General features: G+C 50.7%; 9 protein-coding genes. 1 reads left to right on the top strand and 8 read right to left on the bottom strand.

The window, feature by feature from the left end:
* Window positions 1-5: 5 nt before the first annotated feature.
* The 5 genes from AC566Q_RS21380 to rapA form a co-directional block, all read right to left on the bottom strand.
* Window positions 6-1349 carry an AmpG family muropeptide MFS transporter gene (locus AC566Q_RS21380; protein WP_499610600.1) on the bottom strand — a complete coding sequence of 448 codons (1344 nt, stop codon included), beginning with the start codon at window positions 1347-1349 and terminating at the stop codon, window positions 6-8.
* A 106-nt stretch (window positions 1350-1455) separates the two neighbouring features.
* Window positions 1456-1779, bottom strand: coding sequence for a hypothetical protein (locus AC566Q_RS21375; protein WP_499610597.1), 324 nt, complete (start codon window positions 1777-1779; stop codon window positions 1456-1458).
* Between the two features lie 242 nt (window positions 1780-2021).
* Window positions 2022-2780, bottom strand: a complete 759-nt coding sequence (locus AC566Q_RS21370; protein WP_499610594.1) for a DUF3530 family protein — start codon at window positions 2778-2780, stop codon at window positions 2022-2024.
* 146 nt (window positions 2781-2926) lie between these two features.
* Window positions 2927-3637: a bifunctional tRNA pseudouridine(32) synthase/23S rRNA pseudouridine(746) synthase RluA gene (rluA, locus tag AC566Q_RS21365; RefSeq protein ID WP_499610591.1), complete on the bottom strand. Its 711-nt coding sequence runs from the start codon at window positions 3635-3637 to the stop codon at window positions 2927-2929.
* A gap of 15 nt (window positions 3638-3652) precedes the next feature.
* Entirely contained in the window at window positions 3653-6475 is a 2823-nt protein-coding gene (gene rapA, locus AC566Q_RS21360) for an RNA polymerase-associated protein RapA (protein WP_499610588.1), read from the bottom strand.
* Between the two features lie 296 nt (window positions 6476-6771).
* Here rapA and AC566Q_RS21355 point away from each other — a divergent pair, with 296 nt between their 5' ends.
* The gene (locus tag AC566Q_RS21355; RefSeq protein ID WP_123324791.1) at window positions 6772-8169 is read left to right on the top strand and encodes a PhoH family protein; all 1398 of its coding nucleotides are present in this window, start codon (window positions 6772-6774) and stop codon (window positions 8167-8169) included.
* Window positions 8170-8317: 148 nt separating this feature from the next.
* Here the strand turns inward: AC566Q_RS21355 and AC566Q_RS21350 are convergent, their stop codons facing one another.
* The 3 genes from AC566Q_RS21350 to cysG form a co-directional block, all read right to left on the bottom strand.
* Complete coding sequence (locus tag AC566Q_RS21350; RefSeq protein ID WP_499610584.1) at window positions 8318-10510, bottom strand: ammonia-forming cytochrome c nitrite reductase subunit c552; 2193 nt, start codon at window positions 10508-10510, stop codon at window positions 8318-8320.
* A gap of 247 nt (window positions 10511-10757) precedes the next feature.
* Window positions 10758-11732: a hypothetical protein gene (locus tag AC566Q_RS21345; protein WP_499610581.1), complete on the bottom strand. Its 975-nt coding sequence runs from the start codon at window positions 11730-11732 to the stop codon at window positions 10758-10760.
* Window positions 11733-11793: 61 nt separating this feature from the next.
* A complete protein-coding gene (gene cysG / locus AC566Q_RS21340; protein ID WP_499610578.1) occupies window positions 11794-13191 on the bottom strand; it encodes a siroheme synthase CysG in 1398 nt (465 codons plus the stop codon).
* Between the last annotated feature and the right edge of the window lie 45 nt (window positions 13192-13236).

Genomic DNA, 13236 nt, shown 5'->3' with positions numbered 1-13236 from the left:
CTGCACTATCCGGCAGAATTGCCTTTTTCAATCGCCGTAATGTTATGCCTCAGCCGGTACAGAATGACCAGGCTGGGGATAACCATCAGGGCGGTGAGCACAAAAAACAGTGCCCAGTTACCGCCTAATGCATCCACCAGAATACCGCTGGCCGAGGCCAGTAAGGTACGGCTGGCGACACTCAAAGACGCCATCAGGGCATACTGGGTAGCCGAAAAAGCCCGGTTACATAACAGGGATATAAAGGCCACCATGGCTACTGTGCTCCATGCCGAAGTAAAGCCATCCAGCACAATGGTGACCACAAACCAGCCTTTATGCGGGCCAATTTCCGCCATCCAGGCGAACATCAGGTTACTTGCCGCCATGGCAACGCCGGCAACAAACAGACCACGGAAGATACCGTAGCGGATATTAACCAGCCCGCCGATAATAGAAAACACAATGGTGACCCACCAGTTGAGTAACTTAGAGTAGGTGCCGATATCACTGTTGCTGAAACCTATCTCCTTGTAAAACACAATGCTCATCCGGCCGAGAAACGCCTCGCCAATTTTAAACAAAAATACAAACAGCAGGATCTGCAGTGCGAGTTTTACGCCATTGCGGCTAAAAAACTCCCTGAACGGCTCTACCAGACTGACTAACAGCCAGCTTGAGATCTTACCGAAAAGACTATCGCCAGCGCTCAGTAATGCCTGATAGCGCGCGGTGGCCGCATCCAGCATAGCCTGCCGGTTTACATCTGGCTCTTTAGCTACCACCAGCGTGGCCATCAGGCATAAGCTCATAATAGCGGCCAGCAATAAATAAATATGCTGCCATTCCCAACCGGGTAGATCGGCCACCAAAAATGGTATCGCGCCGAGCCCGCCGTAGCCTGTCCACCATCCGGCTGTGGCCAGCGAAGAAGCTGCCGACATGGCGTCAGTCTCATGTTGAGCGATGGTGTCTATTCTGAAGGCATCAATGGCAATATCCTGGGTGGCAGAGCTCAAAGCGATAATAAAGCCGCACAGGGCAATCTGATACAGCGAACTTTGGGCATCGAGGGTCGACATCCACACACAGCAACCAATGATCAGCAACTGCATTTGCCCTATCCAGCCGCGGCGTTGACCAAGCGCCAGTGGCTTGATGCGGTCAAGTAATGGCGCCCATAAAAAGTTAAAGGAATAAACGGCAAAAATAGCACCAAACAGTCCAATGGCTGAGCGTGACAGCGATTCATCTTTTAGCCAGGCGGAGAGCACTGAGCCGATCATGACCCAGGGAAAGCCGCTGGCAATGCCAAAAACAAATATACTGAATAAGCGCTTGTCGCGGAAAATGGCCAGAGATGTGCGCACTAAGGAAGACTCTTTTTAGCTATTGTTATGCGCTTATTGGATCACGGATAGCCAGTGGCTGCAAGTAAAAGTCTGGCTAAAGAGAAGGCGAGCGATACCGCACGCGTTAGGGACGAATACCGATGCAATCCATGGGATACACCGACTCACCTCTAAGGTAAGCCACACAATGGGTTAATTCTTCGCGTAAAATTTCGTCGTCTAAAAGCTGATCTTCGCGCCAGTAATGTATTTGGTGCAATAAGTGCCAAAAGACGCGTTCTTTGTGAGTGCTCGGCTCCAGATCGTCACTGCGATACAGAGACCACTCCTCAAGGGTGTCCCAGAAAAAATAATTGAGTTCCTGATAGTTAAGGGTGCCCTGCCAGAATGCACGCAAATAAAAACACAACTGACGGGATTTTTCCTCAATAAATTGACTGATACTCACGCTGGCAACCCGCTGGAAAACATAATCGAAGTATAGTCCAAAATTCGAATGTCACCGGTAGAATTATAAAAATGCGACGAGTTGCAGTATACCCCTGTATCTCAGTTTATACCTTACATGGCAAGGGCTGTAAGAGAATTATTGGTCTTAATGGTGCGCAGTTATAGAAGAACTTTTAGTCATTTCTGAAGCCATTGAGACTTCAGTAGTTTTCAATTCTGAGTGAGCAATTTTAAGCTTAGCTACCAGCCGAGGTAGCGTAACCAGCTGTAAATCTCGGTGCCTAACCAGGCACTCCCCGGTCGAGGTAATCGGTCGCCGGCACCCCCATAACTTTGCTGCGCTGTAAACGTGCGTTGACGATAAAGTTGCTTCAAACTCATCGCTACGGCATGTCTGCGTTGTTCAACCGTGGCGGATTGCCATTGGCTCAGCGACGGCAAACTAATATCGAGCAGCGGGTAGCTACTTTGGGCCAGCATCTCAGCCAGCGCATTGTTTTGGGTTCTGGCCGGCCAGAAAGCACCAACGCTCACCAGCGTATCCGGCGCACTGAGTAACCCGTTATGGATAGCATCGAGTAACACTGCGCTGGTCATGCCTTCGGCAATAATAAACGTGTATCCTTTAAACTGATTAGCATGGGTGTAGGCGGCGTTAATCAAACCGATAATTTGCAGTCGGTAGGCATCATAGTCCACCGGTGCCGTTAGCAGGTTCGCCACCGGTTTATCACTGGTTACCGATGCCGGTTGGGTAGCCTCGGCCTGATTAAAGTCGGTGGGAATAAGCAAGGTGCGCCAGCCTTTTTCACCCAGGCTCTCGGCCAGTACCAGTCCGGTATCCAGATTAATCGATTGTGACTGGAGGGATACCAGGATAATGGCGGTTCCGCGCACCAAGGGAACACTCGGTTGGATCGCAAGGGCGGGAATTTGCTGGTCGGCCACGGCCAGTGTCAGTAAGTCCTCGTCATGAAAATAGTGGGTCAGATCGTCCATAGTGAGCGCCGTCACCGGGCGACTATAAAGCACCAATAAAAGCAGACTAAAAGCAGCGCTAATGACGGCAAAAGGGCGATTCATGACTGAAATATGCAGGTCCTGACAAACACTAATAGTAGGTTATCGGCGATGATCCGCAAACATTAAGGGCCCGGTGACGCTTCTGAAAAAATATCCGGTTGGTAGTGACCAAATGGCAGGGGCGCACTGAACTGCATGCGTTTACCGCTGGTCGGGTGGGTAAATGATAAGGTCTCTGCGTGCAATTGTAAGCGTGGCGCGCTGGCAATCACTGTGGGTGTGCCATACAGACGATCGCCTAAGATGGGATGGCCCAGTTCAAGCATATGGACCCGTAACTGATGGGAGCGGCCGGTGATCGGGATAAGCGCCACAAGCGCCTCGGTGGCATCCCGTTGCACAACTTTATAATGGGTGAGTGCAGGCTTGCCGGAGTCAAAGTCAACTTTTTGTTTCGGCCGGTTGGGCCAGTCACAGATTAGCGGTAAGTCTACCGAGCCCGAAGATTGCGCAGGTACACCGGCTATCCTGGCGAAGTAACGCTTGGCGGTCTGGCGCAGCTCAAATTGCCGCGAAAGCTGGCGATGGCTGTCTTTGTGCTGAGCCACCACCATTACCCCGGAAGTAGCCATATCCAACCGGTGAACGATCCTGGCATCAGGGTAAACCCGTTGAATACGGGTAATTAGCGAATCCCGGTGCTCTGTTGCTTTGCCCGGCACACTGAGCAGCCCGCTCGGCTTGTTAACCACAATCACATCGTCATCATGATACAACAAGCTTAAAAAGGGGCTTAGTGGCGGCTGGTAAACAAACTCCGGGTTGGCACTCATTCTATTTCGCTAACCTTAAGGATTGTTTACCAATACCCGTACTGCGTCGAGCTGCACGTCACTCTCCTGCAGCACCTTGGTTAACGCTGCCATCTGAATTTCGATAAACTCAATTTCGCTGTCACGGATAGCCGGGTTCTGCTGCTGCAAATCTTTCAGGCGCTGTACCTCCCCGCCCAGGGTGGTTTGCATAGCGTTCATCGCTTCGCCCAATACGTGGTTAGCCTGTTTATGGGCCAGCTCGCGGGCATGCTGTAAATGCTGTTGCAACTGCGGCGTTAGTGCCTGTACTAACTGTGTTGCTACCTTGCGGCCGAGCGGGCGATGAGCTGTGGTATCAAGATCCGACGCTTGGCTCTTGGCATCCAGGCACAAGCGAATTGGCGTAGGCGGCAGGAAGCGTTCCAGCTGCAGTGCCGCAGGCGCTTTGGCCGAGAGTACAAACAGAGTTTCCAGATAATACGCGCCCTTGGGCTGGCTGGTATCGGCCACAAAGCCCACGCTGCTCTTACCGTAAATGTCGGTCATTACCATTTCCATGGCATGATGAATAAGCGGATGATCCCAGGTTAAAAAGTGCACGTTTTCAAGTGTGGTTGCGGTGCGACGACGGTAGGTCACCGTCATCCCTTCCGGGTCGAGGCCTGGCAGATGGCCAATCATGGATTCGCTGGGGCGCAGAATAAAACAGTCCTGACCTTTTTCTTCCTGTTGAATACCAATGGCATCAAACAGTCGGCCGGCAAATTTAGGTAACTCGCTGGCACTGTCCTGGGCGACGATCTGCTCCAATAGTGTATCGACCCGGCCCACACCGGCAGCGTTTAATTCCAGCAGTTTGTCGCGCCCGGCATCCAGTTTGGCTTTGAGCTCGGCATTAAGCTGTTGACTTTGCTCAATCAGTTCCTGCTGCAGCTCGGTGTCGAACGGGGTGAGGCAGTTCATTACCAGGGTTTCTTCTACCGTGTCGAACACTTTACCGCCGGTAGGGCAGGTTTGTTCAAAGGCATTCAGGCCTTCGTGGTACCACTTTAACAATACTGACTGAGCAGATTCTTCAATTACTGGTACGTGGATTTGGATATCCTGGGTCTGGCCAATCCGGTCGAGTCGGCCAATACGTTGTTCCAACAGATCCGGCGATAGCGGTAAATCAAACAGCACCAAATGATGGGCGAACTGGAAGTTACGGCCTTCGCTGCCAATCTCACTACACAGCAGAATCTGCGCACCGTCTTCCGGATCGGCAAAGTAGTGGGCGGCTTTATCACGCTCTACAATACTCATGCCTTCGTGAAACACGGCCTGACGAATTCCGGTTCGCATACGGATCAGCTCAGCTAATTGCTGGGCGGTGGCGGCACTGGCACAAATTAACAGCACCTTTTCCGGTTTGATGTCGGGCAACAGGTTTAACAGCCATTTCACCCGTGGGTCGGCATCCAGCCAGACATCAATAAGTGCCGGTTGCCGCTCAGGGTACAAGGCCTCGGTTATCGAGGTAATCTCGTCATTCTCGTAAAGCTCAGGTTTAGGCAGCGGGTAAGCATGCAAGTGGCGCGACGGAAACCCTTCTATCGCGGCGCGGCGGTTACGGAATAATAAGCGGCCGGTACCGTGGCAATCGATAAGCTGATGCAAAATGGCATCGCGGTTTTCGGTACTGTTTAAATCATCAAACTGCGCCATGATCTCAGGTGCAAGCGCAGTTAACTGAGCGGTTTGCTCTGTACTTAATTCATCGCCTTCAATAAGCGGTGCTACCGCTTCTGCCAACTGCGTATACTGAGATTCTTCTTTTAAAAACGCCGGGTAATCATAAAAACGCGCAGGGTCCAGCAAACGCAAGCGGGCAAAGTGACTTTCGTGACCGAGCTGGTCCGGTGTAGCGGTAAGCAGTAATACACCCGGTGTGGCTTCGGCAAGCTTTTCAATGGTTTGATATTCCAGCGACGGCTCATCGGCAGACCAGGCCAGGTGATGCGCTTCATCGACCACCAGTAAGTCCCAGGATGTCTCCTGGATCTGCTGCTGACGTTTGGGGTTGCTGGTCAGCCAGTTCAGGCCGCACAGGATCAACTGGTCGTTATCAAAGGGGTTATCGCTCTCATCTTCCAGTGCTACGCAGCGGCTTTCGTCATAAATTGCAAAGGCCAGATTAACCCGGCGCAGCATTTCAACCAGCCATTGATGCAGCAGGGTATCCGGTACCACAATTAATACCCGCGACGCACGACCGGTAAGAATTTGCTGGTGGATGATCAGCGCTGCCTCAATGGTTTTACCCAGGCCAACCTCATCAGCCAGCAGTACTCTTGGGGCATAGCGGCGACCCACTTCAGAAGCGATGTGTAACTGGTGAGGAATCAGCTCGATACGAGCGCCCACCAGACCAATGGTGTCGGACTTAGCGTGAGTATGTTCATGGGTTAGCGAGCCATGGCGTAAGTCAAACCACTTGGGGTGGTCGAACTGGTAGTTAAATAACCGCTTCTCAGGCTGATTTAAACGAATATGGTGATCGAGGTTGGGTTCGGCCAGCGTGGTGGCCTGTTTGGTATCTTCGCGAACACCATGATAAATCAGCACACCCTGTTGCTCGGTGATCGACTCAACACACAAACTCCAGCCTTCCTGCGATTTCACCATTTCACCTTCGGTAAATGTGAGGCGGGTTAGTGGGGCATCGGCTTTGGTGTAAATGCGGCTTTCTTCGGTGGCGGGATACAACACTTCTATGGAACGGAAATCCACGCGAATAATCGCGCCCAGGCCCAGTTCTGTTTCGGTGTTACTCAGCCAGCGCTGGCCAATGGCAAATTGTGTGTCGGTACTCATATTAAACTACTCCGCGATAACCGGGGGGCGTATTGTACTGATCCCCGCCTTAGCTGTCTTGCTCAATATAGCAATCAACTTCAATCTTGTCGTACCTGATGAACAGGCAACCAGGTGATAAAAATTAATTTGCCTAAAAATGCCAAAAAAAAGTGAATAGTTTTAAAAACTGGATTATGGTGGAGTTGATGGTCGATGTGATGCGGAGTGTCAGTCGGCTTGTAACTCCGTGTACATCGGCTCGTAATAGCACGTCGACAATAAGACGAGCCTGGTCATGTTCATTGGAGTAACGGATGCCAAGAAAAAGCAATGCAGACACCAGAATATATGTCCTAGATACCAATATCCTGCTACACGAACCCCTCGCGTTCCTCTCTTTCAAAGAAAATGATGTGGTGGTGCCCATGACGGTACTGGAAGAGCTGGATTATATAAAAGACAGCAAGAAAGACGTTGCCCGTGATGCCAGGGTCTGTATTCGCGCCATGGAAGATTTATTGCGTGATGCGACGCCCGAAGACATGCTGGCTGGCGTGCCACTAAGTGGATTCGGTGCCGGTGATAACCGACCGACCGGGACGTTATCGATTTATGCTGATCTAAATATGACCGAGTCACAGCAGATTTTTGCCAGTGACGAAAATGACAACCGTATCATTAATGTTGCATTGCATTTGCAAACGATGTTTGCCTCGCAGGAAGTGGTGCTGGTCACTAAAGACATTAATATGCGCCTCAAAGCGAAAGGCGCCGGGCTTGCTCATGTTGAGGATTACCGTACCGATCAGCTGATTTCAGACATTAAATATCTGACCCGCGGCTATCACCAATTTGAGGGGGATTTCTGGGAGCGCGTAAAATCGGTAGACAGTCGCTCAGAAGGGCGAGACACCATTCACACCGTGCCCCGCTCGTTATTACCCGAAGCGTACATTAATGAGTTTCTACTCGACGAAAGTAATCAGTTTGCTGGCCTGGTGGAATCCATGGACAGCGACCAGATGGAAATTCTTGACCTTGGTTATGAGCGTCTGATGTCGCGCCACGCGTGGGGAATTAATCCGAAAAATATTGGCCAGGCGATGGCCCTGCATTCTTTACTCGACCCGCATATCGATCTGGTGATCCTTACCGGCCCGGCAGGTAGTGGTAAAACGCTGCTGGCATTAGCCGCTGCACTGGAGATGGTGGTAGAGCGGAACATGTACGATAAGATTATCGTTACCCGTAATACCCCGGAAATCGCTGAATCCATCGGCTTTTTACCTGGTACCGAAGAAGAGAAAATGGCGCCCTGGCTGGCGGCAATTACCGACTCTTTGGAAGTGCTGCATAAACACGACGAAAACACCAAAGGCTCCATGAGTTACATTATGGAGAAAGCCAATATTCAGTTTAAGTCGGTTAACTTTATGCGCGGGCGGAGTATCCAGAACTCCATTGTGATCCTGGACGAGTCGCAAAACCTCACAGCATCGCAGCTTAAAACCATTATTACCCGTTGCGGTGAAGGCACCAAGCTGATTTGTAGCGGTAACCTGGCGCAGATAGACAGTAACTATCTAAGCGCTGTGACCTCGGGCTTAACCTACCTGGTGGAGAAGTTTAAAGACTTCTCGGGCAGTGCCACCATTAACCTTGATGGTGTGGTGCGCTCGCGTCTGGCAGATTTTGCTGAGCATCACCTGTAAACTCAACCCTGCTATCCCGGTCTCGCTCGGCGAGGGCCGGGACCGGCGGAGTAAAGGAAATAATCATCGTCCGTCAGTAGCGCTGAATTATGCAACTCACCAACAAATGGTCAGTGAACTTCAGCAAGGCAAGCAGTCACTGCAACTCTTAGTTAAGCAATCCCAGTAACTGCTTATAAGTGGCGTCATTGGGATAGTACTCACCTAACGCTTTAACTGCGGTTTTCAAAGCGGTTACATCTCTCAGCTGGTAAGCATATTTTGCCCAGGTCACTAATATATCGTAATTGCCTGGCCAGCGAGTGTGAGCTTCGGCCAGAACAGTGATGGCGTCCTTTCGATAATTGAGTTGCCATAACGCCACTGCACTTACAAAGGCATATCTTGGTATGGCTTCAGTTGAGTTTGCTGCCTTAGTGAGATGGGGAAGCGCTTGCTGGTATGCCTTGTCGCGAATTTTCTGTAGTCCGTAAGAGAACTGTACCGCAGCCATATCACTGCCATATCGCAGGGCGAGCTCCAACTGCCTACGGGCTTTATCTTCGTTACCAAAACTGCGTAGAAAGTCCGAATAACTCAGTAATGAGGGGATATGCTGAGGATCTATTTGCAATGCCAGTTCATAGTGCTTTATTGCAACGGGAATTTGCTGTTGGAGCGAAGCAATCTTGGCTAAACCTAGATTTGCGCCAGGGTGATCCTGGCTATCACGCAATAGTTGCTGGTACTCCTCCAGCAACGCGGTCAGTTGAGGTGCCCTTGAAAACCATTGGGGGCTCAGCGATAAAAGCGTACTGGCTACTTCCGCTCGCACCGATCTGATCGGGTCCTGACTTAATTTAAGTAAGAGTTGATACTGACTGGCTTCGGGTAAACTCGCGGCTGCACGCGCAGCACTTTGTCTGATAATGGGATCATCGTCATCAGTCATGCCGGAAACCTTTTCGAGCATGCGTTGGGGCGTAATAACAACCATTTTTTCGACCAGCGCGGCCTCTTCCAGCGAGGGGAGACTCCCGTTGTTCAGCAGGTTACTGGCCGAACTCATGGCTGTGGTATCCAGAGCAGACAAGCGATGGTTTAAGGCTGCCCACTCGCCAAGGGTGTCTGGTGATGCGCCCTGTCGTTTTGGCCAGGCTTTCAGCGCGTTTGTCAGCCACCCTTCGGATGCATCTTCATGACAGGTTTTACAGGGCGAGCTGCTATTTGGGTGTTTAGGACTGGGTCGGTGGAATCGGTGGTCACGACGCGCATCAACGCCCATATAGATACGCTCTGGCATATGGCAATCAAGGCAGTCTGCGCCTTCATGTCCATTAGTATGTTCAGGTGCTGCAAAAACGGTTGGGGCATGGCAGGTACTACATACCAGAGCGCCCGGTAAGAGCGTTTTTCCTGTGTGAGGATCATGACAATTTGTGCAGGTTACTCCGGCTTCAGCCATTTTACTTTGTAGAAATGACCCCAGAACAAACACCTCTTCACGAATTTGTCCGTCACTAAAATACAGTGGCTCATCCAGTCCTTCCAATTGAAATTGCTGGTGATAGGGCTCAGCGCCTGAGGGCTCCTGTAGCTCGGACCGGCGGCTATGACAAGCTCCGCAGGTGTCCAGTGCCAGCGAAAGGCCTTGTGGCGACTGCTGCGGGCGAGCGATAGGATCACCATCACTAAAATGAAAGACAAGTTTTTCACCCAGGTCTTTTAAACCGGTATGATCAGAAGAATAGGTTTTGTCAGTAATACTCTGTATATGCTCCTGACCTGGGCCATGGCAACTTTCACAGGCAACGTTTGCGTCTGTCCACGTGGAGTGATACTGATTGGTTTCGCTGTTAAATTGTTTTTCAAAATTGGTAGTGTGACAGGCGGCACAACGGCTGTTCCAATTTTGATAATACCCGGTCCAGAAAAAGGGATGCTCAGGATCCGTAACACTTTCATCTTGCAGTTGATACCACCGCTGACCACCTTCAGACCGGGGCCGGGTATCCCAGGCAACATCAAACGCCTGTAAACGGCCTGGCTCGGTTTCCAGTAAATATTGCTGTAGCGGGCGGTAACCGAAGACATAGCGAACAGGGTAAGTCTGTTGCTTGCCCTGTTGGTTGAGAGTTTCTATAAAATACTCACCGTCTTGTTCAAAGAACCGCGAAGTGCGTTTGCCAAAGGTGTACTTAGTACCCGAGAAATCTCCTAGCACCACGTTTTCATCAGCACGCTGCATGCTTTGATAATGATCGGAGCTCAGCCATGCATCGCCCTGGGCTTTATGACAAGCAATACAGGCCTCTGCGCCTGCATAATTTTCGCTGGCATAGACAGAAGAATGACCGCTCACAAAAGCGAGGGCGATTGCCAGAACGAGCCAGCAATTTAGCGGTTTAATAGCAGACTCCGGGAGCTTACTCTGGACACAAACGGGAAGACTTTATTACATTTATCAAGCTGATTTTCAACTGGTTTGATACTGGCTGCGTGCGCTATTTTAACGTAGTAGTCTTTGCTCTGATGTTCGGGTGAGCACTGGCAAAATGGTTTTTACGTTCGTTAATATCTCTGTTTTTAATCGGGATTAAATTACCAGCCTACTGTTGCCTGGCTGCTGCGGGCGGAATAACTTCAAGTGTGTACTGTTGAGAGGCTATTGCCTGCTTGGTAGATTTACTGACTTCGCCGAGTTTCATCTGTGCCGGACCGGTAGGGTCGAGCAGAATAAACGGCATGCCGTCTATCATCATCGTGGTGTCTTTTGTGAGTGGTGTCATGGCGATGGCCAGTAAAGCATGGTTGCGTAACAGCACGAGTCGCATAGAGTTGTTTGGCAGGAATGCTCTTATTAGAGACGCAGTAAGTACTGACTTACTGTCGCAATCACCAAGATTCTGATTGAGCACCGCCAGCGGCGGCGAAAAACCTGAGCCGTTGCTGGAAACCCGGTTAGTCAGCTCATCGTAGGGGATGGTCTGTGCCCAGCTTAGCAGCAGATTAAGGTAAGAGCGCGCATTGGATTGCTCATCAACAATATCATACAGCGACTGGGCTAACGGGATCAGAGGCAGTGTGCTTTCTTCAATGTAGCGTATGTGGTTGGGTTTAATGGCTTCCTGTAACAGAGGCGTTTTGTACTGCTGAAAATAACGCTCGGTCAGGTAGTTATCTAAGGCGGTTTCCTGAGTTTCCTTTAATTCAGTGGTCAGCTCGTCCAGGCGTTTTTCATTTTTACCGCTTAGACTAAACTCCAGTGAATCATGCCGGTTAATCAGTTTAAAACGAGCCTCCCGGGGATCAATATCCCGCGCAGCTTTGAGCAATTCTATCTCGACTGCCCTGAGTGCCAGTTGAGGATTATAGTTAACCTGCTGAACTGGTAACTGCCGGCTGCTGTCATCGGGCAATAAAAATGAAATTTTACGGGGTTTGCTATCGTGATCGAGCCAGGCAAAGGTGTATTGGGTTCCCTCTGCTGTGGCTGAACGGCGATATGCGGTTTGCTCTGCCTGGGCAACATTGAGCAAGCTGTAAAGCAGGTAGAAGCAACCAATAAAGCTGAAATATTTCATTGCGCGCAACTTAGCAGAGTCATCCTTTAAGTGTAGCGCAATTTTTCAGCTTATGAGCAGCCTAAGCAGGCTGGCCCTGCTCAAACCAGTTGAGTTGTTTATGCAGGCTAACTACGCCACCCACGATGATAAGTGCTGGCGGTGCTATTTCACCCAGTTGCGGATGGTCAGGCATATCGGCCAGTGTTCCGGTGATCACCTTTTGCTGGTGGGTTGTTGCCGATTGCACCAACGCGATAGGTGTTGAGGCGGCTAAGCCATGTTTGATCAGCTGTTCACAGATAATCGGCAAGCCGGTTAAGCCCATATAAAACACTGCGGTCTGATTTGGCTGCGCCAGCGAAGGCCAGTTTAAATCGATGGTGTTATTCTTTAGATGGCCGGTGGCAAATACCACAGACTGCGCGTGATCGCGGTGCGTAAGTGGAATTCCTGCGTAACTGCCTGCACCGGCAGCAGCGGTAATTCCTGGTACCACCTGGAAGGAAATGCCTTCTTCTATCAGGCGTTGGATCTCTTCGCCACCACGACCAAAGATAAAGGGATCGCCGCCTTTAAGACGTACAACCCGGTTACCTTCTTTAGCATATTTCACTAATAGCTGATTGATATCGTCCTGAGGAACGGTGTGGACACTTTTGGCTTTGCCAACGTACACTTTTTCAGCGTCGCGACGCACCAGTTCCAGGATCTGCGGCGATACCAGGCGGTCGTATACCACCACATCGGCCTTTTGCATCAGGCGTAACGCACGAAAGGTCAGTAAGTCCGGATCGCCCGGGCCGGCACCAACTAAATAAACCTGACCTTCGGTTTGTTTATTTTCAGCGGCAGCCGCGAGAGCCGCCTCAAACTTTTGCTCGGCTTTTTCGTTATTCCCCTGAGTGACCTCTTCGGCGATGTCACCGTCGAGCACGGACTCCCAGAAATAACGACGGGCAGTGACCGATGCCAGTGAAGATTTGACCTTATTTCTGAAACGTTCAGAAAAAGCGCCCAGCTTGCTGATATTGGCAGGAATCAGCGACTCCAGCTTCTGGCGCATATATCGCAGTAAAACCGGCGCATGGCCGCCACTGCTCATGGCAATGACTATAGGGGAGCGATCAATAATTGAGGGCGTAATAAACCCGCACAAAGGCGTGTTATCAACAACGTTTACCAGTAAACCACGAGCCGTGGCTTCGGCATGGATTTCAGCATTTAACGCTTCGTCGCTGGTGGCAACAAACACCACTCTAACATGGTCGAGATCTGAGGTTTCAAAGGGACGTTGATGAAGGGAAACCTGTGCTGAGCTGGCCAGATGCCTGACCGTGCCACAGATTTCAGGTGCTACTACCGTTACCTGCGCTTCGCTTTTCAGTAACAGTTCGAGCTTGCGAGCGGCCACTTCACCCGCCCCCACTATCAGGCAGGGCAGGTTCTGTGTATCGATGAATAACGGGAAGTAGCGCATATCAAACTCTCAGTGTTTCCAATTGCAGCTAGTGTGCCCCGTTTT

Source organism: Alteromonas sp. H02, assembly GCF_059682525.1.
This window is presented reverse-complemented; position numbering and strand designations above follow the sequence as displayed.